This is a genomic window from Bradyrhizobium zhengyangense (genome assembly GCF_022012435.1).
Classification (GTDB): domain Bacteria; phylum Pseudomonadota; class Alphaproteobacteria; order Rhizobiales; family Xanthobacteraceae; genus Bradyrhizobium; species Bradyrhizobium zhengyangense.
Window position 1 is genome coordinate 105,553 of sequence record NZ_JAKLUA010000016.1, and the last position, 23,328, is coordinate 128,880.

Here is a 23,328-nt window from a genome sequence, read left to right on the forward strand (position 1 = left end):
CTCATGAACGCCGCATCCTACGTGATTCCGCTTCCGCCCCAGGCTTCGCTCCCTGTCGTCGGCGAGAGCGGCCGCTATCCGGTGCGCCGCATCTGGTGCGTCGGCCGTAACTATCTCGAGCACATCCGCGAGATGGGCAATGACGAACGCGCGCCGCCGTTCTTCTTCGCCAAGCACGCCGACATGCTGGTGCCCGATGGCGCCGCCATTCCCTATCCGCCGCTGACCAAGGATCTGCATCACGAGGTCGAGCTCGTCGTCGCGATGAAGAGCGGCGGGCTGAACATCCCTGCCGACAAGGCGCTCGATCACGTCTACGGCTATGCCGTCGGCATCGACCTGACCCGCCGCGACCTCCAGATCGCCTCGCGCAAGAAGGAGCGTCCGTGGGAGATCGGCAAGTCGTTCGATGGTTCGGCGCCCTGCTCCGCGGTGCAGCCGGCCTCGAAGATCGGCCATCCCTCCAAAGGCAAGATCTGGCTCACTGTCAACGGCAAGGAAGCGCAGAAGGGCGACCTTACCGAGCTGATCTGGAATGTGCCTGAAATCATCTGGCAGCTCTCGCAGCAGGTGAAGCTCGCCGCCGGCGACATCATCATGACGGGCACGCCGGCCGGCGTGTCGCAGCTTCAGCCTGGCGACAAGCTCGAATGCGGCGTCGACGGCGTCGGCACGCTGAAGGTCTCGATCGGCCAGCCGGAATAGGCCTCCAACATCCCGAAATCAAAAGGGCCCCGGACATTGTCCGGGGCCCTTTTTAGTTCGATCTTTCTACCAGGCTTTCACCGGCCGATTCGCGTGGCTCGCCTGCGGCACACCGCGATTGAGCGACATGTGAGAGTGAACACACAGCCAGCCATCGCCATTCCGCGAAAAGATCATGGTCGCGCGGCCAGGGCGCGGAAACGCGCTGCGATCGGGATGATAGCCTGAGCTCGTCCATGGTGCGATCACGGTCGCCATCGTGCCGTCGGCCGACGCGAGGATCGAGGTCTGGTCGAGCACGAAGCGGAAGTCCGTGGTCTTCGGCCAGACGCTATTCCATTGCGTAGTGACCCACTGATCAAGCCCCGGGATGACGTCATTGTGCGTGCCGAAGGCGAGTACGTCTGGGTGAAAGAGCGGCCGAGCCGAGGCGTAGTCGACCTCGCGGACATAGCCCGCAAAGGTCTCCAGCCACTGCCGAAAGAATTGAACGATCTCGGTGTTCGCAAGTGGCAGCGGGGCCATTGCCTGCTCCATATTTGGCAACTCGCTCAGGCAATCTTGTTGCCACGGGACGAACCGTCCAGCAAGATATGCTGCATCGATAGCACCGGCGGAAATCGATCAGCAAACCGGCCGACCTTACGGAGTGAGACTCATGAGACGCCTTCTGCTTGCGGCCACGCTTGTCATCATGTGCAATGCTGCCGACGCGCAGTCGGACCAGCCTTATGCCGGTCTTGAGCAACGTCCCGTCAAGGCGCTGTCGCGACAGCAGATCGACGATCTGCTGAGCGGACGCGGAATGGGCTTGGCGCTGGCCGCTGAACTAAATGGATACCCCGGCCCGAGCCATGTTCTCGAACTCGGTGATCGCCTTGAGTTGACTTCGGATCAACGTCTTCGAGTTCAGAAACTCTACGACGCCATGAAGCAAGAGACGGTCCCGCTAGGCAACAAGCTCGTCGAGCAAGAGAGGGAACTGGATCAGCTTTTCTCGGCTCGTGCGGTGACACCGGAATCGCTCAAAGCCACCATCGCTGCCATTTCCGAAACCCAGGCGCAGCTGCGTGAAAGCCACCTCAAATATCATCTGACGACCGCAGCTTTGCTCAATCAGAGTCAAATGCAGCGATATGCCGAACTGCGAGGTTATCAGCACCCCATCGGTTCCGAAGGACACAGGCATCATCACTAGAAAATGCTGACGGCATTCTTCGCTGCAATTTCGCTTCTCTATGCGACAGTAGGTCAAGCGGGCGGAACAGCATTTCTTGCGCTCATGGCCTTTGCCTCGTTTCCCCCAAACGAGATGAGGCCAACTGCCCTGTTGCTCAATATCGTTGCGGCTACCTGTTCCACGTGGCTATTCAATCGCGGCAGCCATATCGACTGGGCCAAGCTGAAGCCACTTCTGATCGCCTCACTGCCAACCACTCTGGCGGGCGCATCCATCGTTCTGGCCGATGATATCTACCACACCATCACGGGAATCGTGCTCCTGCTCGCCGCTATCGTCCTGGTGATCGGACGGAGAAACGAAGATTTGCCGGATCGAGCCACGCCACTCGGGGCCGCAATATTGACGGGCGCCGGCGTCGGCTTCATCTCGGGGCTAACCGGCGTCGGCGGTGGCGTGTTCCTAGCTCCCATTTTGGTTGGAATGCGCTGGGCATCACCCAAACAGACCGCGGCGCTCTCCGCGCCTTTCATCCTCGGAAACTCCGCCATCGGATTGGTCGGGGCGATCCACGTTGGACAGGTACCGTCATCCCAAACTTGGCTGTATGCACTGGGCGCGCTCGCCGGCGCGATAGCCGGAACCACGATAGGGTTGCGATGGCTCTCGCAAACGGCAACACGCTACGTTCTTGCCACTGTCCTTGGCTCCGCTGGCGTTCAGCTCGTAGCGTTCGCTGCCAGATGAGTGCGGAGAATGGTGGGCAGATTGCGCTTTCGCCTTCGCTCTTCGAGCTACGGCGCACAAGTCGCTAATCCGCCCTACCTACATCACTTCAACGCCGAAAATACGATGAGGCCCAGGATCAGCGCCGACAGCGAATATTTCAGCGTGTAGTAGACATTGCGGTTCCATTCCTTGACCTTGCGGCTGCCGAGATGGATCTCGTAGAGCTTGCCGAACACCTTGTTGAGCGCACCGACATGCTCGCCATCGACGTTCTGGGTCGCCGACGCCTTGACGATGTGATGACTGACCCAGCGGTTGATCGCGGTCATGAAGCCGTACTTCATCGGGCGCTCGACGTCGCAGAACAGGATGATGCGGTTGACATCAGTCTGGTTCTCGGCGCTGTGGATGAAGGTCTCGTCGAACATGAAGGCCTCGCCATCGCGCCAGACGCATTCGACGCCGTCGACGAGGATACGGCACTTGTTCGAGTTCGGCGTGACGAGACCGAGGTGGTAGCGGAGCGAGCCGGCGAAGGGATCACGATGAGCGCCGAGCTTGCCGCCCGGCGGCAGCATGGCGAACATCGCACCGTGCACGCTCGGGATCGACTTGAGCAGTTCCACCGTCTTCGGGCACAGTGCGTTCGCCGAGGGCAGGAAGTCGTCGTACCACTTCAGGTAAAATCGCTTCCAGCCACTCTTGAAGAATGAGTAGAAGCCCCAGTCATTGTTCTTGGCAGCGGCGCGGATGAAGCCCTCGTCGAACAGGCGCACGGCCTCATCGCGGATGGTCTCCCAGTTTTCGCTGAGCGGCTTCAGCTCCGGAAACTGCTCAACCGAGATCACCGGCTTGTTCGGCACCGCCGAACCCGCATACATCAGCACATTGTAGGGCGCGAGGTAGGTCGAGTGATCGCCGAGCTGGCGCGCAAAGCGCAGCCGCTGCTTGCCGCGGAAGTGAACGTAAATCGTCGATGCCACAAGCACATACAAAATGACAAGTTGCGGCGCAAAAAGCTGTTTCAGCATTTCCCCAAATCCCGAGTGACCCAGCCGGGGACGTGATCTAACGCGACCCGGCCCAACCGGCAAGTTATTCACCGGCGGGTTGTGTTCACGCTGGGGGGAGCGCGGGACTAGAGATTTGGGCCGAAACGGACCGAAACTAGCCGAATCAAGCCCGCGACAGCGCCTGCAAGCCCTTGAAAATCAGGCGCTTGGGATCGGTGACGCCGGCGAGGTAGAGCCGGCGGATGAATGCGATGACGGCGTCGCGGTCGCAATCGGTCAGCGCGACGACAGCGTCGACCGCGATCTTCTGGGCTTCCATTGGGCTCACCTCGGCCTTGCGATTAACCCCGGCCGAGACAGGCTAGGACTCATCCGTTAAATCGGCGTTAACTGTTTGGGAACCATCGCCGATTCAGCCGGGCGGCCGTATACGCGAAACAACGCATTGGCTGCCGCGCCGCGGCCGCGATGTCTAGCGCGCACCGAGACTCTTCTTGAGCAGCGCGAACTGCTTCCTGAGCCGCGGGACTGCGAAGTCGGTGAAGGCCCGCACCTTCGACACTGTGAGCCGTCCCTGCGGACAGATCAGGTGAACCGGCATCTCGGGATCCTCGTCACCGGCAAGCACGATCTCGAGCTCGCCGCGCGCCACCTGCTCGGCAACCTGATACGAATACATCCGCGCCACGCCGCGCCCGGCGACGGCGGAAGCCACGGCCGCATAGGTGCTGCTGACGGTGAGTCGCGGTGTGAACTGGACCGTGCGAGGCGCCGACGAATTTTTCGGCGGCTTGAACGTCCACGAATTGGGAAGATGGGCCATCGCCACGACCTGATGCTTGGCGAGATCGCCGGGCTCTTCGATTCGCGGGTGTTGATTGAGATAGCGGGGAGCTGCCACGACGACACGGCGGACCTCGCCGATCCGCGTCGCAACCATCGCCGAGTCCGCGAGCGGACCGATGCGAAGCGCGACATCCACGCCTTCATCGATCAGACTGACCGCGCGATCGAACAGCAGGAGCTTTGCCGACACCGTCGGATAGGCGTCCAGAAACGCATCAAGGATCGGACGCAGCACCATCTCGCCTGACACCACCGGCGCGGTGATCGTGAGCAGGCCGCGCGGCGCGGTGCGCGGGCCAGCTGCAATGTCGTCGGCTTCTTCCAGCTCGATCAGCACGCGGCGGCAGACCGCGACGTAGCGCTCGCCCTCCTCGCTCAGCTTGATTGATCGCGTGGTCCGATGCAGCAGCTCGGCGCCCACCCGCTCTTCGAGAAAGGCGATGGCGCGGCTGACCGCCGCAGGCGACCGGCCAAGCTTGCGGCCGGCGGCGGCAAGGCTGCCCTCGTCCACCGCGAGGACGAATACCTTCATCGCATCCAGACGATCCATGCTTTCCCGCGGCCCTTCTGAAATTCCACCCGCAAGCTAGGCGTTTGCCCCAACCGCGACAACTCCCCGCCAGCTGCCGGCCGGGCATTCGTGCGCGCCGCGAAAGAGTGTCTGCCGGACAGCGCGCATTCGCAGCCGGCCTACCGCAGCATAGATCACCCCCTGGCCAGCCAGCGCTGGCACGGATCAACAACAGGAGCCCGTCATGGGTATCGAGCAGAAGGTTGCCATCATCACCGGTGCGTCGCAGGGCATCGGCGCCGCCCTCGTCCAGGGCTTTCGCGATCGCAATTATCGTGTGGTCGCCACAGCAAGGTCGATCAAGCCGTCGGGCGACGACGAAGTTCTCGCCATTCCCGGCGACATCGCCGACCGGACAACCGCCGAGCGCGTGGTTGCGCAGGCCGTCGCCCGCTTCGGCCGCGTCGATACGCTGGTCAACAATGCCGGCATCTTTGTCGCAAAGCCGTTTACGCAGTATACCGCCGAGGATTACGCGTCTGTGATGGGCACCAACGTCGCGGGCTTCTTCAACATCACCCAGCTCGCGATCGCCGAGATGGAGAAACAGGCGTCTGGCCACGTCGTCCAGATCAGCACCACGCTGGTCGACCATGCCAATTCGAACGTGCCCTCAGTGCTGGCCTCGCTGAGCAAGGGCGGCCTCAACGCCGCGACCAGGTCGCTCGCGATCGAATACGCCAGGCGCGGCATCCGCGTGAACGCGGTGGCGCCAGGAATCATCAAATCGCCGATGCATCCGGTGTCGACGCACGCGCAGTACGGCGCAATGCACCCGGTCGGCCACATGGGCGAGATGTCCGACATCGTCAATGCCGTGCTCTATCTGGAGGGTGCGTCCTTCGTCACCGGCGAGATTCTGCATGTCGATGGCGGCCAGAGCGCCGGCCACTAAGGACATCTGCGCGCCCGTGCGCGCAGGAGGATGACATGACCGAACTCCATGCAAATACCAAGCACGAGGCCCGGCCGCAGCAGCGGCCGGGCACGACGTCAGAGGCAACTTGGCGATATGCCGTCGCCGGCCTCGCCGCATCGCTGGTCGGGCTTGGCCTCGCCCGCTTTTCCTACACGCCGTTGATCCCGGCGCTGATTGCAGCAAAGTGGTTCAGTGCCTCCGACGTCGTCTATCTCGGTGCTGCGAACCTTGCCGGTTATCTCGCCGGCGCGCTCGCGGCGCGAGCTGTCGCCGCCCGTATCGGGGCGATCCGAGCGTTACGAGCAATGATGCTGCTCGCCACCCTCTCCTTCTTTGCCAGCTCTGCTCCGGTGTCTTTCATCTGGTTCTTCGCCTGGCGCTTCCTCTCGGGTTTCACCGGCGGCATCATCATGGTGCTGGCTGCTTCTGTAATCCTGCCACACACCCCGGCCAGCCGGCGCGGCATCGTCGGCGGCGTGATCTTTGCGGGCGTTGGGCTCGGCGTGGCTGCATCGGGCACCTTGGTGCCGCTGTTGCTGCAACAGGGCTTGCCGCAGAGCTGGTATGGCCTTGGCGTCCTCGCCGCCGTCCTCACACTCCTCAGTTGGTGGAACTGGCCCGCGCAAGCCAGGGGCGATACTGCGTCCTCGCACCACACGAAACGGCGTCACACCTCGCCGGCCGCCCGGGCGCTCCTGATCCAGTACGGGCTCAACGCGGTCGCGCTGGTGCCGCACATGGTCTTCATCGTCGATTTCGTGGCGCGTGGTCTGGGCCAGGGCATTGCGGCCGGATCACGCTATTGGGTCCTGTACGGCCTCGGCGCGATCGTGGGCCCGCTCGTCACCGGCCATCTCGGCGACCGCTCCGGATTCGGCCCGGCCTTGCGCGCAGCCTTTCTGATCGAAGCAGCCGCCGTGCTGCTGCCCACCGTCAGCACAGCACCGGTGTCGTTGATCGTATCGAGCGTAGTGGTCGGCGGCTTCACGCCGGGCATCGTGCCCTTGGTGCTCGGCCGCATCCATGAGCTCGTTCCGCACTCCAGCGAGCAGCAGCGTGCGACATGGAGCCACGCCACCACCAGCTTTGCGCTGTTCCAGGCGGCTGCGGCCTACGGCTTCTCCTGGATCTTTGCGCAGACCGGCGGCGACTATCTCGTCCTGTTCGCTCTCGGCGGCGGCGGCGTGATATTGGCGCTCGCGATCGACCTTGGCCTCGCGCTCACGACGCGCAAGGCGTGACCGCAGGCGGCGGCGTGGTCAGGAGTACCGCATCACGCCGTCGTCGATCTTGCCGAAGCGCAAGGAAACGATGTCGAGCGCATAGTTCTGGTACAGGGCGGACAAACTACGGCAGTTCTTTGAGTAGCTTTTCAAAATAGGCAATCGTCCTCGCAATCCCTTCGCCAAGCTGCGTCTTCGGCTCCCAGGCCAGTTCCAGCTTCGCTTTCGTAATGTCTGGACGTCGTTGACGCGGATCATCGGCCGGTAAAGGAAGGTGCACAATCTTGGAGGATGATCCAGTCATATTGATTATGGTACTTGCGAGCTCAAGCATCGAAACGTCTGCCGGATTTCCGATATTGATTGGTCCGGTAACTCGATCATCGGTGTTCATCAAACTGACGAGCCCATGGATCAAGTCATCGACGTAGCAAAACGCGCGAGTCTGAGATCCATCCCCGTAGATGGTAATGTCTTCACCTCGCAGCGCCTGAACAATGAAATTCGACACGACGCGCCCGTCATTGGGATGCATGCGAGGACCATAAGTGTTGAAGATTCTCGCAACTTTGATCCGCAACTTGTGCTGACGCCGATAGTCGAAAAATAGGGTTTCGGCGCAGCGCTTGCCTTCATCATAGCAAGAGCGCATCCCGATGGGATTTACGTTGCCCCAATATTCCTCGTTTTGCGGATGGACACTAGGATCTCCATAAACTTCAGAAGTGGAGGCCTGAAGAATCTTGGCTTTGGTACGCTTGGCCAAGCCAAGCATATTGATCGCCCCATGTACGCTCGTTTTCGTCGTCTGGACCGGATCGTGCTGGTAGTGCACGGGGGACGCTGGGCACGCGAGATTATAGATCTCATCAATTTCAAGATAGATCGGAAACGTCACATCGTGACGGATGAGCTCAAAGCGGGTCTGACCAATCAGGTGCTCGATGTTGCGGCGCGTTCCGGTGAAGAAGTTGTCAAGGCAGATGACTTCCGCTCCCGTCGCCAGCAGCCTCTCGCACAGATGGGAGCCGAGGAATCCTGAACCGCCTGTGATAAGTATCCGTTTTTGGAGATGCATGGGATGGTCCTCACTCGATCTTGTAGTAACTTTGAGCTTCTGCCGGTTTGATGGAGTATGAGTTAAGTTAATCCCACGATGCGCTTGAACTCTACTCGGCTGAGATAACAGATGGTCGAGTCCCCGCGATAGTGTTGTAAATTTTTTTTGGCCGCTGCCAGAACCTGGTATCCCGGGGCGGAAGCAAGAATACGAGACCAAGGCGACGAATGAACATCGCGGTTAGACGACGAAGAAGCCGTAGCCCGTGACGGCCGGAGTGATGCATTGCGGGACCCCGCATTCGCCACCATTAACCTGTGTGCATATAGAGGCGATCTGTTCCGGATCGACAATGGCCGCGACATGTCGAGAGGTGCGCCTTGGCGCATATCAGCCGCCACTCAATGCGGTGCGTATGTTCGCACTCACTTCGACAGCATCGTTTAACCATTGCCGGCACCATTGCGGCCGGGCTGCAAGTGTCAGCCGGCGATCAGGAGTACCGCATCACGCCGTCGTCGATCTTGCCGAAGCGCAAGGAAACGATGTCGAGCGCATAGTTCTGGTACAGCCGCCACGGCCGCTTCGAGCCCTGCTTTGGCATTTTCGCGACGGAGCGCTGCACATAGCCCGAGGTAAATTCCAGCGACGGCTGTGCGGTGATATCGGGATCGTCATTGTGCGGCACGGCTTGCCGGAAATTGTGCCGCTCCATGTAGTTGATGAGCCGGCAGACATATTCACAAGTGAGGTCGCATTTCAGCGTCCAGGACGCATTGGTGTAGCCGAAGGCCGATGCCATGTTCGGCACGTCGGCATACATCATGCCCTTGTAGGTGAGAGTCTTGGCAAAATCGACGATACGGCCGTCGACGCTGACCTCGAGGCCGCCGACGACCTGGAGCACCAGGCCCGTCGCGGTCACGATGATGTCGGCGGCAAGCTCGCTGCCGTCCTTGAGGCGGATGCCGTCGTGCGTAAACGTGTCGATCTCGTTGGTGACCACGGCCGCGCGCTTTTCGCGGATCGCCTTGAAGAGATCCCCGTCCGGCACGAGGCAGAGCCGCTGGTCCCAGGGATTGTAGCGCGGCGTGAAATGGGTCGCGACGTCGTAGTCCGGCCCGAGCGCGGCTCTCACGCCCGTCAGGATCAGGTTCTTCACCTTCGCCGGCTTGCGTCGGCTGAGCTGGAAGAAGAACATCCCCCACATCACGTTGCGCCAGCGGATCAAATGATAGGCCAGCCGCGCCGGCAAGTTGCGGCGCAGTTTGTTGGCGACGGGATCCTGGGCCGGACGCGACACCACATAGGTGGGCGAGCGCTGCAGCATGGTGACCTGCGCAGCCTTCTTCGCGAGTTCCGGCACCAGCGTCACCGCGGTCGCGCCCGAGCCGATCACGACGACGCGTTTGCCGGCGTAGTCGATATCCCCGGTCCATTTCTGCGGATGCACGATGCGGCCGGCGAAGTCAGCTGCGCCCGCGAATTCCGGCGTGTAGCCCGCCTCATATTTGTAATAGCCCGCGCACATGAACAGGAAATTGCAGGTGAAGCGCACGAGCTCCGTGGCGCCCTCGCCCGCCATGTGCTCGGCCTCGATGGTCCACCGCGCATCACTCGTCGACCACGCCGCGCGCTTGACGCGATGGCGGTAACGGATGTGCTTGTCGATGCCGTTCTCGGCTGCCGTCTCGCGCACATAGTTCAGGATCTGCGGCCCGTCGGCGATCGCCTTCGGATCGGTCCACGGCTTGAAGGAATAGCCGAGTGTGAACATGTCGCTGTCCGAGCGGATGCCAGGATAGCGAAACAGGTCCCACGTGCCGCCGATGCAGTCGCGCCCCTCCAGAATGACGTAGCTCTTGCCCGGGCACTTGGTCTGGAGATGATAGCCCGCGCCGACGCCTGATAGCCCCGCACCCACGATCAGCACGTCGAAATGTTCTTGTTGCATGGTTTCCTCCGCCACAGGCGATTGTCGGCCCGTCGCCGCTGGGCGTCAATCGGCAATCAGCCGTGCGGAAACCACGAAACGGGTTGAATTCCATGCGCCGAAACAACAAAGCCCCGGATCGCTCCGGGGCTTCGCGTTGTTGATCGATAGGTCTGCCGGTCAGTACCGGTAGTGGTCCGACTTGTACGGACCTTCCTGCTTCACCCCGATGTAATCGGCCTGGTCCTTGCGCAGCTCGGTGAGCTTGACGCCGATCTTGGCGAGGTGGAGGCGTGCGACCTTCTCGTCGAGCGACTTCGGCAGCACGTAGACTTCCTTCTTGTACTTGCCGTCCTTGTTGTTGGCGAACAGCTCGATCTGCGCCAGCGTCTGGTTGGTGAAGGACGCCGACATCACGAAGGACGGGTGGCCCATCGCGTTGCCGAGGTTCACGAGCCGGCCTTCCGACAGCATGATGATGCGATGCTTGTCGGGGAACTCGATCTCGTCGACCTGCGGCTTGATGTTGGTCCACTTCAGATTGCGCAGACCCGCGATCTGGATCTCGTTGTCGAAGTGGCCGATGTTGCAGACGATGGCGCGATCCTTCATCGCGCGCATGTGCTCGATGGTGATGATATCCTTGTTGCCGGTGGCGGTGACGAAGATGTCGGCGCGGGGCGCGGCGTCTTCCATGGTCACGACCTCGTAGCCTTCCATCGCGGCCTGCAGCGCGCAGATCGGATCGACTTCCGACACCATCACGCGGCAGCCAGCCTGGCGCAGCGAAGCCGCCGAGCCCTTGCCGACGTCGCCGAAGCCCGCGACCATCGCGACCTTGCCCGACATCATCACGTCGGTGCCGCGGCGGATGCCGTCGACCAACGATTCACGGCAGCCATAGAGGTTGTCGAACTTCGACTTGGTGACGCTGTCGTTGACGTTGATGGCGGGCCACAGCAGCGTGCCGGCCTTCTGCATGTCGTAGAGACGATGCACGCCCGTGGTGGTCTCTTCGGAAACGCCCTTGATGCTCTCGGCGATCGCGGCGAAGTAGCCCTTCGGCTTCTCCTTGAGCTGCTTCTTCAGAAGCGCGAAGAAGACTTCCTCTTCTTCCGAGCCCGGCTTGTCCAGGAACGCGGTGTCGCCTTTCTCGGCGCGCAGGCCGAGATGGACGTACATGGTGGCGTCGCCGCCGTCATCGAGGATCATGTTCGGGTGGCCGCCGCCGTGCCAGTCGAACAGCTTTGCGGTGTAATCCCAGTAATCCTTGAGCGTCTCGCCCTTGACGGCGAAGACGGGAATGCCGGCGGCGGCGATCGCTGCGGCGGCGTGGTCCTGCGTCGAATAGATGTTGCAGGAGACCCAGCGGATCTCGGCGCCGAGCGCCGCCAGCGTCTCGATCAGCACGCCGGTCTGGATCGTCATGTGCAGGGAGCCGGCGATGCGCGCGCCCTTCAGCGGCTGCTTCGGGCCGAACTCCTCGCGGGTGGCCATCAGGCCGGGCATCTCGGTCTCGGCCAGCGAGAGTTCCTTGCGGCCGAAATCGGCGAGCGAAATGTCCTTGACGATGTAATCGGTGAAGCCGGGCTTCGCGTTCATTGCGAGTGTCCTGTTGTTGAACGGGCATTCCGGGACACCTTGAAGAGGCGCCCCGGACTAGCGACGTGAGGATTTAAGGATCCGGGTTCGCGCACGAACCCGGAATGACGCACAAGAATCAGAGCGCGCGCTTCAGCTGCTCGACGAGATCGGTCTTCTCCCAGGAGAAGCCGCCCTCGTTGTCAGGCGTGCGGCCGAAATGGCCGTAGGCCGAGGTGCGCGCGTAGATCGGGCGGTTGAGGTCGAGGTGGCTGCGGATGCCGCGCGGGGTCAGGTCCATCGCCTTGGCGGCGGCCTTCTCGAGCTGATCCTCTGACACCTTACCGGTGCCGTGGGTGTCGATGTAGATCGACAGCGGACGCGCCACGCCGATGGCGTAGGCAAGCTGCAGCGTGCAGCGGTCGGCAAGACCGGCGGCGACGATGTTCTTGGCGACGTAGCGCGCAGCATAAGCGGCCGAACGATCGACCTTGGTCGGATCCTTGCCGGAGAACGCGCCGCCGCCATGGGGGGCCGCGCCGCCATAGGTGTCGACGATGATCTTGCGGCCGGTCAGGCCGGAGTCGCCGTCAGGGCCGCCGATGTAGAACTTGCCGGTCGGGTTGATGTGCCAGATGGTCTTCGGCGTGATCCAGTCCTTCGGCAGCGCCTCGCGCACATAGGGCTCGACGATCTCGCGGACCTGGTTCGAGGTGAGGTCCGGAACCAGATGCTGGTGCGAGACCACGATCTCGCGCACGCCGACCGGCTTGCCGTTCTCGTACTGCACGGTGACCTGGCTCTTGGAGTCGGGGCCGAGCACCTTCTCCTTGCCGGAGTGACGGGCCTCGGAAATGAGGCGAAGGATCTTGTGGGCGTAGAAGATCGGTGCCGGCATCAGGTCCGGCGTCTCGTTGGTGGCGTAACCGAACATGATGCCCTGGTCGCCAGCGCCCTCTTCCTTGACCTCGCCCGGCTGCAGCGCATCGACGCCCTGCGCGATGTCGGCCGACTGCGGGTGCAGCAGGATCTCGATGTCGCAGGTCTTCCAGTGGAAGCCTTCCTGCTCGTAGCCGATGTCCTTGATCGCCGCGCGCACCACGCTTTCGATGTGCTCGTTGGTGACCGACTTCGGACCGCGGGTCTCACCGGCAATCACCACCTTGTTGGTGGTCGCCAGCGTCTCGCAGGCGGCACGGATAGCCCACGGATCGATGCCGGCTTTCGGCCCTTCGCGGTAGAACAGGTCGACGATTTCATCGGAAATCCGGTCACAGACCTTGTCCGGATGGCCTTCGGACACGGACTCGCTGGTGAAGAGATAGGACGCGCGCATCAAGAAACCCCTTGTTCCACCGCTACCGGCGGACGTTTGCGATGTTTACAGTTGGATTATGTCAATCACGCCGGCGCGAGATGACGTAGGATTCGTCGAGAAACCAGAGCCCGTTGTACTTCCGCAGCACATCCCTGGCGGCATCCAGAGTGCGGCCGTTTTGAGTCATATCTGTCAACCGGTCGTCCTCAATCTGAGCGACATACACCGCCGCATTCCACGCTGCAAAGGCCGTCGAGGTCCCGATGGTACCCGTCACCTCGTTGGGCAGCGCTTCCATATCATACCTGAAGATCGAACGGTTATCCGCATAAGCATTAAAATTTAGGTCTCGGCCCAACGATCCGAGCTCATACTTAACGGCGCGCAATAGCTCATGACGGCTCACCGAGAAAGGGTTTTCTCCGGGCCAGATGGCCTGGATCATTTCCATGCCGGGATCGTGACCGTGGGAGTGGATTCCGATCAGGCGGCCGCCCGGCCGCAATGCCCGCGCCAGCGGTGCAATGATCCGCTTGGCCCGAAAATTGACCGAGGACAGGGCCCGGTATGGCTGGGATGCGATCACGAGGTCAAAATTGGCCTCGGTCTGTCCGGGCCGAGGAATGGTCGAATCGAGCAGGAATCGGTGGTCGTCGCGGTAGAGCACGAGCACGACCGGCCGCTCGTAGAGCGGCATCGCCGTACGCGGGCTGATCGCGGCGCGCCAATTCTGCTCCAGGAACGGCCGGAGCTCAGCGATCTGCTGCTCGAACTCGCCCGATGAGGCGCCCCTCAGCGGCACCTCGTGCCAGACGGTCGCAGCAGCTGCCGCAGGCGATGCCGGCGTGAGCCAGGGCGCCTCCGAATAGAACATGTTGGTGAAGACGAAAACCGATGCCGGGTGCTCGAAAATGCGGTCCGGCACCTTCTCGAGCGTCAGGCGCAGATCCTCGAGACTGAGCTCCTTGCCGGCCACATAGAATGGCATGTGCGGGTAGCGCTGGTGCGTGGCGCGCAGCACGCGCGCCAGCACCGTGCCGTCGCCGACCCCGGCATCGAAGATGCGCAGCGCCGGCGGCCGCGGATGGATTGTGGAAAGCTCCAGCGCCACCCGGTCGGCGACCACCCGTTTTTCGCTGCAGGTGTGGACGAACAGCAGATATTTCTGCCGGTTCTCGAAAAAACGGAAATTGCCCCGTGGATCGCGCTTTTCCGGGGGAACCTGAAGCCCCCGCGGTGGCGGCAGGCCGCCGGTCGTCGATGCCGCGATATAGGCCTGGATCCGCTCCAGCGTGTCGATGGTGATGCGCTTGCCCTCGCGGAGGCGGTGCACGAGCTTCCCATCGTTCACCGCCCGCCGGCCAAACGTTGATTCCGCCATGTCCGCCTTACGGCAGAACTCGGTGATTTGGCTCAGGATTTCGTCGTTCTTCATGAATGGGAGAGCGGTGGGCAGGTAAGTTGGGACCTGTCTCCTAGCAAATTCTGCCCACCGAGGGAATACCGCCGCCTGCTTTACCCCAAACCCGATGACGCGCCCGTGAACCCCAACGTGCCGCCGGACAACAAACAAGCACGTCTCCTCAAGGAATTACCCATGAGCCGCCCTGCTCGTCGCGCTCGCCCTGCTCGCCGCGACCCTTTGGTCGGCACCCTGCTCCGCCCAGTCGCGCAGCCAGCTCGGGCCGCTCTGCACCACCGAGACCACGCCGGCGGACCAGATGGTCGATGCCTGCACCAAGATTATCGCCCTGAAGGTTTTCAAGGGCGAGCAGCTCGCGACCGTCTATTTCTGGCGCGCAGTGGGCTGGAACAAGAAAGGCGACTACGCCAAGGTCATCGCCGACACCACCGAGGCGATCCGGCTGCAGCCGAGCCAGCCGGTCTACAATTTGCGGGGCTCGGCCTATTACGACAAGGGCGACTACGACATCGCCATCGCCGATTTCGACGATGCGCTGAAGCTCGGCCCGCCAAGCGCCAGCATCTTCCATAATCGCGGCAATGCCTGGCGCGGCAAGCGCGACTACGCCAAGGCGATTGCCGACTACGATGCCGCAATCAAGGCAGATCCGAAATCGGCGTTCTCGTTGCTGAACCGCGGCGTTTCGAAAGAGGCGCTCGGCGATCTCGACGGCGCGCTCGCCGACATCAACCAGGCGATCCGGCTCGATCCGACACTGCCGCAGCCGCTGATCAGCCGCACCTCGATCTGGCGCGCCAAGGGCGAACTCGATCGCGCCATTGCCGATGGCAGCGAGGCGATCCGGCTCGCCAAGGAGAAACCGCCCGTCAACATCATGACGCCGCCGAACAGCGTGCTGATCTCCGGCTACACCCATCGCGCGATGGCCTATGAAGCGAAAGGCGACTACACCCACGCGCGCGAGGATTACAACGCGACGCTGGCGATCGTGGCTTCCGATGCGGTCAGCAAGGCCAATCAGGCCACCGCAAAGGTGCGGCTGTCGCTGGTGACGGACGCAGCGGCGCCGATCCCGCGCGATGCACCATCCCCGACGACGCAACCGGCGGCAGCGCCGACGCCGCAGCAGACGGGCGCGGCACCTGCACCGGCCGTTCGCGGCAGCCGCATGGCGCTGGTCATCGGCAACGGTGCCTATGCGCATGTGAAGGCGCTGCCCAACCCACCCAACGACGCGCGCGCGGTCGCAAAGAGCCTGCGCGACATCGGCTTCACCGTGTCGGAGGGCGTCGACCTCGACCGTGCCGCGATGCAGAAGATGACGCGCGACTTCCTGCGCGAGGCCGCACGGGCGCAGGTGGCGCTGGTCTACTATGCCGGCCATGGCGTGCAGATCGACGGCCGCAACTATCTCATTCCCGTCGACGTCGCACTGAAGCCAGGCAGCGGCATGACCGAAGCCATGATCGACATGGACACGATCATGGCGGGTCTCGACGACCAGGTTCGCACCAACATCCTGATCTTCGATGCCTGCCGCAACAACCCGATGGCGCAGCAGGTCGCAAACGCTGGCGGAAGTCGCGGCATTGAAGGCGCCTCGGGCCTCGCTGCGCCGTCGAGCCTCGGGTCCGGTGCAACACTGGGGGCCGGCACGCTGATCGCATTCGCGACCGCGCCGGGCCAGGTCGCGCTCGATGGCGAAGGCGCCAACTCCCCCTTCTCCGCCGCGCTGTCCCGCCATCTCGGCACGCCGGGCCTCGAAGTGCAGCAGATGCTGACGCGGGTGCGGGCTGGAGGTGGTCTCGACCACGAAGAACAAACAGGTGCCGTGGTCGAACTCCTCTCTGCTGGGCGAGGTCTATCTGGCGGAGAAGTGACGCGGCGATCGAGCGCGCTATCCAATACGCATTCAGCTGTCATCGCCCGCGAAGGCGGGCGATCCAGTATTCCAGAGACAGCGAGAGATGCGGAGAAGCCGCGGCGTACTGGATTCCCCGCCTTCGCGGGGAATGACAGCGAGAGTGTGGAGACTTATTGCCCCCACACTTCCTTCGCGATTTCGACCGCAAGGCTCAGCTTGGCCCATTGCTCTTCCTCGGAGAGGATGTTGCCCTCTTCCGTCGAGGCAAAGCCGCACTGGGGCGACAGGGCGAGCTGCTCCAGTGGAGCAAACTTGGAAGCCTCTTCGAGACGACGCTTGATGTCGTCCTTCTTCTCGAGCTCGCCGAACTTCGAGGTGATGACGCCGACCACGACGACCTTGTTGCCCTTGGGCAAGAAGCGCAGCGGCTCGAAGCCGCCGGCGCGGTCGCTGTCGTATTCGAGAAAATAGCCGTCGTAATTGGTGCCGGCGAGCATGGTCTCAGCCACCGGCTCGTAGCCGCCCGAGGAAATCCAGGTCGAGCGGAAATTGCCGCGGCAAACATGCGTCGTCACCACCATGTCGGCCGGCTTCTCGGCCAGCGCGTAGTTGATGATGCGGGCGTAGATCTGCTGGAGACCGTCCGGATTGTCGCCGCGCTCGCGCGCCTTCTGCAATTCGTCGGGCGAGCAGAGATAGGCCCACACGGTGTCGTCGAACTGCAGATAGCGGCAGCCCGCGTCGTAGAACGCCTTCACGGCCTTGCGGTAGGTCTTGCCGAGATCCTCGTAGAAGGCGTCGAGATCGGGATAGACGTCCTTGGAGATCGCCTTGCGGCCGCCGCGGAAGTGCAGCACGGCCGGCGAGGGGATCGTCATCTTGGCGGTGACGTGGGCCTGGTCGGCGACCTTCTTCAGGAAGCGGAAGTGGTCGAGCATAGGGTGATCGTTGGAGAAATCGAGCTTGTCGATCACCCGCACCGCGTCGTGACGGGTCTGCACGCCGGCGAACTGGATGCCGGTGTCGGGGTGGAACAGCTCGCACCCGGTGAGTTTGGCGAGGAAGTCGAAATGCCACCAGGAGCGACGGAATTCGCCGTCGGTCGCGAGCTTCAGGCCGACCGAAGCCTGCTTGTGCACGACCTTCTCGATCTCCATGTCCTCGATCTTGCGCAGATCGTCGGCCGAGATCTCGCCCTTCTCGAGTTTTGCGCGTGCGTCCTTGATCTTGGCAGGGCGCAGAAGGCTGCCGACCTCGTCGGCACGGAAGGGGGCTTTGGTTCGCTGCATTTCTTAACTCCCAAGATATTTTCTATAGCGTTTTCAAGCGAAGTGGAGACCGGTTCGCGTGAAGAAAACGCGTCGGACAAGTTAGTGGGCCGCCGCCCCTGCGACGCCGAGGTGGCGCTCGAGGACCGACGGGTCGCCCTTGAGCGCGGCGCTCGGGGCGTCGTGGACGATCGTTCCGCGCTCCAATATCACAACACGGTCGGCGAGCCCCAGAATCTTTTGCGCGTTCTGCTCGACGATGATCGAGCAGATGCCGCCGGCCCGGGTAATGGTCCCGATCGCTTTCAGAAGCTCCTCGACGATGATGGGGGCGAGGCCCTCGGTCGGCTCGTCCAGCAGCAGGACCTTCGGGTTGAGGGTCAGCGCGCGGCCGATCGCCAGCATCTGCTGCTCGCCGCCGGAGAGCTGGTTGCCGAAATTGCTGCGCCGTTCCTTCAGCCGCGGGAACATCTCATAGACCTTCTCGACGGTCCAGGGACCGGGCTGCGCCACCGCGGTCATGTTCTCTTCCACCGTCAGCGAGCGGAAGATGTTGCGCTCCTGGGGCACCCAGCCGATGCCGGCACGCGCCCGCTGGTCGGGCCGCAAACTCGTGACATCCGTGCCGGCGAGCGTGACCGAGCCCGAGAAACGGCGGGTGACGCCGACGATGGAGTTGATCAGCGTGGTCTTGCCGGTACCGTTGCGTCCCAGCAGCGCCAGCACCTGCCCTTCGGCAAGGTTCAGCGTCATCTTCGGCAGCACCACCGCCTCGCCATAGCCGGCGCGAAGCTGGTCGATTGCGAGCAGGTCAGACATTGACCGCCTCCTCGCCGAGATAGACCGCCTTCACCTGTGGATCGCGCGCGACCTGTTCGGGCGGGCCTTCGGTCAGCAACGCGCCGGAGACCAGCACCGAGATGCGGTCGGCAAACGAGAACACGAGGTCCATGTCGTGCTCGATCAGCAGCACGGTGACGTCGCGCGGCAGGCTGCCGACGACCGCGAGAATGTCGTGGCGCTCGCTCTCCGGCACGCCGGCGGCGGGCTCGTCGAGCAGCAGCACGCGCGGCTTGGCGGCGATCGCAACCGCGATCTCGAGCAGGCGCTGCTTGCCGTAGGGCAGCGTCACGGTCTGCTCGTTCATGACATCGAGCAGATGGAAGCGCGTCAGGAGATCGGCGATCTCGCCGTTGACGTCGCTGCGCGTGCCCATCCGCCGCCACCAGTCGCCGCCATGGCCGAGGCGCTCGGAGACGGCAAGGCCGATGGTCTCGAGCGGCGTGAGATCAGGATAGAGCTGGTTGATCTGGAATGTGCGCGACAGTCCGCGCAACACGCGCCTGTGCACGGGCAGATCGGTGATGTCCTGGCCTTCGAGCAGGATGCGACCCGAGTTCGGCTTGAGCACGCCGGTGAGCTGGTTGATCACAGTGGTCTTGCCGGCGCCGTTTGGGCCGATCAGCGCGTGACGGGCGCCCTGCTCGATCTTGAGCGAAAGATCCCGCGTGACACGCAGGCCACCAAAAGTCTTTTCGAGGTTCCGGGTTTCAAGTGCGATGGTCATGCGTCGCTCTCCGGCACGGTCACAACCGCCTTGCGTCCCGCAATCTGTTTGATCAGCAAATTGGGCAGGAACAGCACGCCATAGTGCAGCCGCTGGCGACCAACCAGCACGATCACGACCAGCACGAGTCCGATCCAGAACTGCCAATATTGCGGGGTGATGGTGGAGAACACTTCCTGGAGCATGCGGAAGATTACCGCGCCGATCAGGCCGCCATAGAGATAGCCGGCGCCGCCGATGACGAGCACCAGCATCAGATCGGCCGAGCGATCGAATGCGAACACATCGAGCGAGGCAATCGCGGTGGTCTGGGTGAACAGCGCCCCTGCGATGCCGGCATAGAACGCCGCAAGCGTATAGATTGCGATCAGGCGGCGGTTGACGGGGATGCCGATGGCGGCGGCGCGCAGCGGGTTGTTCTTGATCGCGCGCAGCGACAGGCCGAACGGGGAATGGACGATGCGGCGGGCGAGCAGGAACAGCACGAACAGCACGGCCAGCGAATAGAAGAATCCGGCCTTGCCGAACATGTCGAACGGGATCTGGCCGAGGATCGGCTGCATCTCGATACCCTGCAGGCCGTCGGTGCCGCCGGTTATGTTGGAGAAGCGCTCGGCGAGCGCCTCCAGCAACAACGCGATGCCCAGCGTCACCATCAGCCGGGTCAGATCGACGCCGCGGATCACCAGGAAGCTGGTGGCAAAGCCCAGCACCATCGCGGCAAGGCCCGCCGCGATCAGCGCCAGCACCGGCTCGTTGATGACGCCATGAAGCGCAAGCAGCCCCGCCGCATAGGCGCCGACGCCGAAGAAGGCGGCGTGGCCGAGTGAGACGATGCCGGCATAGCCGAGGATGAGATCGAGCGACATCGCAAACAGCGCCAGCCGCAGGATGTCGGTCATGATCAGATAGCGCGACGGAAACACGAAGCCGCAGGCCAGCACGATAAGCCAGAAGGCCGCTTCGCCATAGTGCCAGCGAGCATGCCGCTGGGCGTGGAAACCGACGTCGGAAGAAGCGCTCATCGGCAAGCTCAGCGCGCAGCCGTGCGGCCGAACAGGCCGTTCGGGCGCCAGATCAGGATCACGATCATCATGGTGTAGATCACGAAGGGGCCCATCTTCGGCACGTAATATTTGCCGGCGACGTCACCGATGCCAAGCAGGAGCGAGGCCAGGAACGGCCCAGTGATCGAGGAGGAGCCGCCGACGGTGACCACGATCAGGAAGTAGATCATGAACTTCAGAGGGAAATACGGATCGAGGCCGAGAATCTCGGCGCTCAGCGCGCCGCCGAGACCTGCGAGACCGCATCCGAATGCAAACGTGAAGGCGAAGACCTGCGGCACGTTAATGCCGAGACCGCTCGCGGCGCGGGGGTCATCGACCGCGGCGCGCAGGCGGCTGCCGAAACGCGTCTTGGCGAGCACCATCTGCAGACCGATCGTGAGCAAGCCGCAGATCACGATGATCATCAGCCGGTAACGGCCGATACCGACGCCGAACACATCGAACTGACCCTGCAGTGCTGCCGGCAAATTGATGAAGACACGGGAGGAGCCCTGGATGTAGTCCACGGCCGCGACCGACATGAATGTCAGGCCGATGGTGAACAGCACCTGGTCGAGATGGCTGCGCGCATAGAGGTGGCGATAAAGCGTGCGCTCGAGCACGATGCCGATCACCGCAGACGAGCCGAAGGCGAGCGGCAATGCCGCGAAGAACGGCCAGCCGTGCTGGTTCACCAGCAGCATGCAGACATAACCGCCGGCCATGGCGAAGGCGCCATGGGCGAGATTGACGAAGTTCATCAGGCCGAGCGTGACCGCAAGCCCACAGGCAAGCACGAACAGCAGCATGCCGTAGGCCACGCCATCGAACAGGTTGGTGAGGATCGAGGTCATGGAACGTCGAATATCATCTCTAGTGTCGCTCAGGGCCGTGCTGTGCGCTCCTCCCCCGCTTGCGGGGGAGGGCTGGGGAGAGGGTGTCTCAACAACGAAGGCTCCCCCAGAGGAAAGAACCCTCACCCGGCGCTCTGCGCCGACCTCTCCCGCAAGCGGGAGAGGTGTGAAGGAAGAGCCGCCGGATGACGCGCTTTCGCGCGTCACTTCTTCGTCTTGCCGAGATCCTTGACAGCCTCGAAGGTCTGGAACTCGACATTGAAGAGCTCGCCGTCGACCTTCTCGACCTTGCGGATGTAGACGTTCTGGATGATGTCGCGCGTCTCCGGATCGATCGAGATCGGACCGCGCGGACTCTCCCACTTCTGACCCTTCATGGCTTCGACCAGCTTGGTGCCGTCGGTGTCGCCGTTGGTCTTCTTCAGCGCTTCGTAGATCAGGTGGATGCCGTCATAACCACTCACCGCCATGAAGCCCGGACGATTGCCGAACGCCTTCTTGTAGGCGGCAACGAAGTCCTTGTTCATCTGCGAGGGATGCGACGCTGAATAGATGTGCGCGGTCACGGTCCCGAGCACGGCGTCGCCCATGTTGTTGAGCAGGTCGTCGTCAGTGACGTCGCCCGGTCCGATCACCTTGATGCCCGCCTTATCGAGGCCGCGCTCGGCATATTGCTTCATGAAGTTGCCGCCCTGGCCCGCCGGCACGAACACGAAGATCGCGTCGGGCTTGGCATCCTTCATGCGCTGCAGGAACGGCGCGAAGTCGGGGTTGGCGAGCGGCGTCTTGACTTCTTCGACCACCTCGCCGCCGCCGGCCGTGAAGTGCTCCTTGAAGAAGTTGAGCGCGTCATTGCCCGGCGCGTAGTCCGAGGTCAGGGTCGCCACCTTCTTGATGCCGTTCTTCACGGCCCAGTCGCCGATGATGGTCGAGGACTGCGCCAGCGTGAAGCTGGTGCGCACGATATAGGGCGAGCGCTCGGTGATGATGGAGGTGCCGGCCGCCATCACGACTTCCGGAATCTTGGCCTGCGTTGCCAGCGGAGCCGCGGCCAGCGCGGCCGGCGTCACGCCGAAGCCGCCGATGAAACTGACCTTATCGTTGACGATCAGTTCCTGCGCTGCGGTCTTGGTCTTGTCGGGAATTGCCGCATCGTCCTTGACGATGATCTCGATCTTCTTGCCGGCGACGGTATCGCCCTTCTGTTGCATGTAGAGCTTGATCGCGTTCTCGATCTGCTTGCCGGTCGAGGCCTGGCCGCCGGTCATCGGCAGGATCAGGCCGATCTTGACGGTGTCTTGCGCCTTGACCGGTGCGAGGCCCGCAAGGCCTGCGATGGCGGCAATGGCAGCCGCCCTAGAAAACGTTTTGTATTCGAACATCAGATGTCCCTCCCCTTCATTCCTGACCTTCTTCTGCGATGGACCGATTAGCTCGGTCCTTGGCTGACTTTAACCCGCGCACGAGCGATATCGCGCGTCACATGGCGTCTTTCGCGCCCTCATTGTCAATCGGACGTTTGGCGACCATTCCGCGCAAGGCCCGCGCGTTCCAGTCACCGAGATTGGAAAGTGATGTCGCGGTTACGCCGGGGTAACCCGGGCTCCGCGTTCGCACATTTCATTTGTACGATTGTACAAATGAAATGGAGCTGTCAACGAAAAAGCCCTCGCGCCGGCCAAGCAGATTGCCGCGTACCGACGCCCGCAGTCTACGAAGGCGATCGCCCGCGGGGATGGAGGATTTCGTCTTTCATTTGCAGAATCCGCACATCGGGGGAGAATCGATACCGCGAATGCCAGGTATTTTTATACCTATCTCGAATAAGTCTATTTTACCTTGTTGAAGGCTACCGTTCCGGTCGCGCCGCTCGCCCGGTGTCCGCCCCTCGTCCCGATTGCAGTGCCCAATATGTCCAGACGTTTCCGTTCCATCGTGTCCCTGCTCGCGCTTGCCGCGGGCCTGTCCGGCTGCGGCACGGTCAACGAAAAACTCTCGGCCGGAATGGGCGATTACATCCCGCAATGGGCCGGCGGCCTGCCGGCGGATGCCCCGCCCCGGCCGGGTACACCGCAATACGACGCCTACATGAAGGAGCGCGAGCGCAAGCGGCTGATGCCGGCGGCGGATCGCGACAAGGAAGAGCAGGCGAAGAAGGGGGCGATTGGGTCGACTTCGGGCGACGCGGTGCACTGAGGGACTGGCTCCCCGCCCCGCAATCG

At 62.7% G+C, this 23,328-nt stretch carries 21 protein-coding genes and 1 pseudogene; 7 read left to right on the forward strand and 15 right to left on the reverse strand.

The genetic code is table 11. From position 1 onward, the window contains the following. Positions 1 to 3: 3 nt before the first annotated feature. Positions 4 to 705: a fumarylacetoacetate hydrolase family protein gene (locus tag L6637_RS33395; RefSeq protein WP_237873245.1), complete on the forward strand. Its 702-nt coding sequence runs from the start codon at positions 4 to 6 to the stop codon at positions 703 to 705. Between the two features lie 66 nt (positions 706 to 771). Here L6637_RS33395 and L6637_RS33400 read toward each other — a convergent pair whose 3' ends face one another. Then, positions 772 to 1,230 (reverse strand): YybH family protein, encoded by a 459-nt coding sequence (locus L6637_RS33400; RefSeq protein WP_237873246.1) that lies wholly within the window; start codon positions 1,228 to 1,230, stop codon positions 772 to 774. A 133-nt stretch (positions 1,231 to 1,363) separates the two neighbouring features. On the opposite strand from L6637_RS33400, the gene L6637_RS33405 reads away from it, so the two are divergent. Together L6637_RS33405 and L6637_RS33410 are read left to right on the forward strand one after the other, a co-directional pair. Next, positions 1,364 to 1,903, forward strand: coding sequence for a Spy/CpxP family protein refolding chaperone (locus tag L6637_RS33405; RefSeq protein ID WP_237873247.1), 540 nt, complete (start codon positions 1,364 to 1,366; stop codon positions 1,901 to 1,903). A 3-nt stretch (positions 1,904 to 1,906) separates the two neighbouring features. Next, on the forward strand, positions 1,907 to 2,632 hold the full coding sequence (locus L6637_RS33410; protein ID WP_237873249.1) for a sulfite exporter TauE/SafE family protein: 726 nt from the start codon (positions 1,907 to 1,909) through the stop codon (positions 2,630 to 2,632). Positions 2,633 to 2,715: 83 nt separating this feature from the next. Here L6637_RS33410 and L6637_RS33415 read toward each other — a convergent pair whose 3' ends face one another. The 3 genes from L6637_RS33415 to L6637_RS33425 form a co-directional block, all read right to left on the reverse strand. Continuing rightward, entirely contained in the window at positions 2,716 to 3,645 is a 930-nt protein-coding gene (locus L6637_RS33415; RefSeq protein WP_237873250.1) for an aspartyl/asparaginyl beta-hydroxylase domain-containing protein, read from the reverse strand. A 145-nt stretch (positions 3,646 to 3,790) separates the two neighbouring features. Further along, positions 3,791 to 3,946 (reverse strand): hypothetical protein, encoded by a 156-nt coding sequence (locus tag L6637_RS33420; RefSeq protein WP_164936107.1) that lies wholly within the window; start codon positions 3,944 to 3,946, stop codon positions 3,791 to 3,793. A 153-nt stretch (positions 3,947 to 4,099) separates the two neighbouring features. Further along, a complete protein-coding gene (locus L6637_RS33425) occupies positions 4,100 to 5,023 on the reverse strand; it encodes a LysR family transcriptional regulator (RefSeq protein WP_237865043.1) in 924 nt (307 codons plus the stop codon). Between the two features lie 205 nt (positions 5,024 to 5,228). Between L6637_RS33425 and L6637_RS33430 the strand changes: the two genes are divergently transcribed. Both L6637_RS33430 and L6637_RS33435 read left to right on the forward strand, forming a co-directional pair. Further along, positions 5,229 to 5,939, forward strand: coding sequence for an SDR family NAD(P)-dependent oxidoreductase (locus tag L6637_RS33430; RefSeq protein WP_237873251.1), 711 nt, complete (start codon positions 5,229 to 5,231; stop codon positions 5,937 to 5,939). Positions 5,940 to 5,974: 35 nt separating this feature from the next. Then, positions 5,975 to 7,204, forward strand: a complete 1,230-nt coding sequence (locus L6637_RS33435) for a YbfB/YjiJ family MFS transporter (RefSeq protein ID WP_237873252.1) — start codon at positions 5,975 to 5,977, stop codon at positions 7,202 to 7,204. Positions 7,205 to 7,310: 106 nt separating this feature from the next. On the opposite strand, the gene L6637_RS33440 is transcribed toward L6637_RS33435, so the two are convergent. From L6637_RS33440 to L6637_RS33460, 5 genes are all read right to left on the reverse strand, one after another. Next, complete coding sequence (locus L6637_RS33440) at positions 7,311 to 8,264, reverse strand: UDP-glucuronic acid decarboxylase family protein (RefSeq protein WP_237865047.1); 954 nt, start codon at positions 8,262 to 8,264, stop codon at positions 7,311 to 7,313. Positions 8,265 to 8,739: 475 nt separating this feature from the next. Then, positions 8,740 to 10,200, reverse strand: a complete 1,461-nt coding sequence (locus L6637_RS33445) for a flavin-containing monooxygenase (protein ID WP_237873253.1) — start codon at positions 10,198 to 10,200, stop codon at positions 8,740 to 8,742. A 159-nt stretch (positions 10,201 to 10,359) separates the two neighbouring features. Then, positions 10,360 to 11,781, reverse strand: coding sequence for an adenosylhomocysteinase (gene ahcY, locus L6637_RS33450; protein ID WP_237873254.1), 1,422 nt, complete (start codon positions 11,779 to 11,781; stop codon positions 10,360 to 10,362). Positions 11,782 to 11,899: 118 nt separating this feature from the next. Continuing rightward, positions 11,900 to 13,096, reverse strand: a complete 1,197-nt coding sequence (gene metK, locus L6637_RS33455; protein ID WP_237865050.1) for a methionine adenosyltransferase — start codon at positions 13,094 to 13,096, stop codon at positions 11,900 to 11,902. 61 nt (positions 13,097 to 13,157) lie between these two features. Continuing rightward, positions 13,158 to 14,513: a hypothetical protein gene (locus L6637_RS33460; protein ID WP_237873255.1), complete on the reverse strand. Its 1,356-nt coding sequence runs from the start codon at positions 14,511 to 14,513 to the stop codon at positions 13,158 to 13,160. Positions 14,514 to 14,799: 286 nt separating this feature from the next. Here L6637_RS33460 and L6637_RS33465 point away from each other — a divergent pair. Further along, positions 14,800 to 16,384: pseudogene (locus tag L6637_RS33465) on the forward strand (caspase family protein). A 154-nt stretch (positions 16,385 to 16,538) separates the two neighbouring features. On the opposite strand, the gene L6637_RS33470 reads toward L6637_RS33465, so the two are convergent. The 6 genes from L6637_RS33470 to L6637_RS33495 form a co-directional block, all read right to left on the reverse strand. Beyond that, positions 16,539 to 17,657, reverse strand: coding sequence for a cobalamin-independent methionine synthase II family protein (locus tag L6637_RS33470; RefSeq protein WP_237873256.1), 1,119 nt, complete (start codon positions 17,655 to 17,657; stop codon positions 16,539 to 16,541). A gap of 81 nt (positions 17,658 to 17,738) precedes the next feature. Beyond that, positions 17,739 to 18,455, reverse strand: coding sequence for an ABC transporter ATP-binding protein (locus L6637_RS33475; protein ID WP_237873257.1), 717 nt, complete (start codon positions 18,453 to 18,455; stop codon positions 17,739 to 17,741). Continuing rightward, positions 18,448 to 19,203 carry an ABC transporter ATP-binding protein gene (locus tag L6637_RS33480; RefSeq protein WP_237865056.1) on the reverse strand — a complete coding sequence of 252 codons (756 nt, stop codon included), beginning with the start codon at positions 19,201 to 19,203 and terminating at the stop codon, positions 18,448 to 18,450. The genes L6637_RS33475 and L6637_RS33480 overlap by 8 nt, the downstream gene beginning before the upstream one ends. After that, positions 19,200 to 20,228: a branched-chain amino acid ABC transporter permease gene (locus tag L6637_RS33485; RefSeq protein ID WP_237873258.1), complete on the reverse strand. Its 1,029-nt coding sequence runs from the start codon at positions 20,226 to 20,228 to the stop codon at positions 19,200 to 19,202. Before L6637_RS33485 ends, L6637_RS33480 begins: the two co-directional genes overlap by 4 nt. Positions 20,229 to 20,236: 8 nt before the next feature. After that, positions 20,237 to 21,106, reverse strand: coding sequence for a branched-chain amino acid ABC transporter permease (locus L6637_RS33490; protein WP_237873260.1), 870 nt, complete (start codon positions 21,104 to 21,106; stop codon positions 20,237 to 20,239). A 203-nt stretch (positions 21,107 to 21,309) separates the two neighbouring features. Next, the gene (locus tag L6637_RS33495) at positions 21,310 to 22,488 is read right to left on the reverse strand and encodes an ABC transporter substrate-binding protein (protein WP_237865059.1); all 1,179 of its coding nucleotides are present in this window, start codon (positions 22,486 to 22,488) and stop codon (positions 21,310 to 21,312) included. A gap of 529 nt (positions 22,489 to 23,017) precedes the next feature. Between L6637_RS33495 and L6637_RS33500 the strand changes: the two genes are divergently transcribed. Beyond that, positions 23,018 to 23,302 (forward strand): hypothetical protein, encoded by a 285-nt coding sequence (locus L6637_RS33500; RefSeq protein WP_237873261.1) that lies wholly within the window; start codon positions 23,018 to 23,020, stop codon positions 23,300 to 23,302. Positions 23,303 to 23,328: the final 26 nt, after the last annotated feature.

What these genes read in the sequence shown, in the direction of transcription:
- L6637_RS33410 (WP_237873249.1), top strand. Translation starts at nt 1,907, where the DNA reads ATGCTGACGGCATTCTTCGCTGCAATTTCGCTTCTCTATGCGACAGTA.
- L6637_RS33445 (WP_237873253.1), bottom strand. Translation starts at nt 10,200, where the DNA reads ATGCAACAAGAACATTTCGACGTGCTGATCGTGGGTGCGGGGCTATCA.
- L6637_RS33420 (WP_164936107.1), bottom strand. Translation starts at nt 3,946, where the DNA reads ATGGAAGCCCAGAAGATCGCGGTCGACGCTGTCGTCGCGCTGACCGAT.
- L6637_RS33495 (WP_237865059.1), bottom strand. Translation starts at nt 22,488, where the DNA reads ATGTTCGAATACAAAACGTTTTCTAGGGCGGCTGCCATTGCCGCCATC.
- L6637_RS33440 (WP_237865047.1), bottom strand. Translation starts at nt 8,264, where the DNA reads ATGCATCTCCAAAAACGGATACTTATCACAGGCGGTTCAGGATTCCTC.
- L6637_RS33475 (WP_237873257.1), bottom strand. Translation starts at nt 18,455, where the DNA reads ATGTCTGACCTGCTCGCAATCGACCAGCTTCGCGCCGGCTATGGCGAG.
- L6637_RS33425 (WP_237865043.1), bottom strand. Translation starts at nt 5,023, where the DNA reads ATGGATCGTCTGGATGCGATGAAGGTATTCGTCCTCGCGGTGGACGAG.
- L6637_RS33480 (WP_237865056.1), bottom strand. Translation starts at nt 19,203, where the DNA reads ATGACCATCGCACTTGAAACCCGGAACCTCGAAAAGACTTTTGGTGGC.
- L6637_RS33395 (WP_237873245.1), top strand. Translation starts at nt 4, where the DNA reads ATGAACGCCGCATCCTACGTGATTCCGCTTCCGCCCCAGGCTTCGCTC.
- L6637_RS33500 (WP_237873261.1), top strand. Translation starts at nt 23,018, where the DNA reads ATGTCCAGACGTTTCCGTTCCATCGTGTCCCTGCTCGCGCTTGCCGCG.
- L6637_RS33490 (WP_237873260.1), bottom strand. Translation starts at nt 21,106, where the DNA reads ATGACCTCGATCCTCACCAACCTGTTCGATGGCGTGGCCTACGGCATG.
- L6637_RS33400 (WP_237873246.1), bottom strand. Translation starts at nt 1,230, where the DNA reads ATGGCCCCGCTGCCACTTGCGAACACCGAGATCGTTCAATTCTTTCGG.
- L6637_RS33470 (WP_237873256.1), bottom strand. Translation starts at nt 17,657, where the DNA reads ATGCAGCGAACCAAAGCCCCCTTCCGTGCCGACGAGGTCGGCAGCCTT.
- metK (WP_237865050.1), bottom strand. Translation starts at nt 13,096, where the DNA reads ATGCGCGCGTCCTATCTCTTCACCAGCGAGTCCGTGTCCGAAGGCCAT.
- L6637_RS33485 (WP_237873258.1), bottom strand. Translation starts at nt 20,228, where the DNA reads ATGAGCGCTTCTTCCGACGTCGGTTTCCACGCCCAGCGGCATGCTCGC.
- L6637_RS33405 (WP_237873247.1), top strand. Translation starts at nt 1,364, where the DNA reads ATGAGACGCCTTCTGCTTGCGGCCACGCTTGTCATCATGTGCAATGCT.
- ahcY (WP_237873254.1), bottom strand. Translation starts at nt 11,781, where the DNA reads ATGAACGCGAAGCCCGGCTTCACCGATTACATCGTCAAGGACATTTCG.
- L6637_RS33460 (WP_237873255.1), bottom strand. Translation starts at nt 14,513, where the DNA reads ATGAAGAACGACGAAATCCTGAGCCAAATCACCGAGTTCTGCCGTAAG.
- L6637_RS33430 (WP_237873251.1), top strand. Translation starts at nt 5,229, where the DNA reads ATGGGTATCGAGCAGAAGGTTGCCATCATCACCGGTGCGTCGCAGGGC.
- L6637_RS33435 (WP_237873252.1), top strand. Translation starts at nt 5,975, where the DNA reads ATGACCGAACTCCATGCAAATACCAAGCACGAGGCCCGGCCGCAGCAG.
- L6637_RS33415 (WP_237873250.1), bottom strand. Translation starts at nt 3,645, where the DNA reads ATGCTGAAACAGCTTTTTGCGCCGCAACTTGTCATTTTGTATGTGCTT.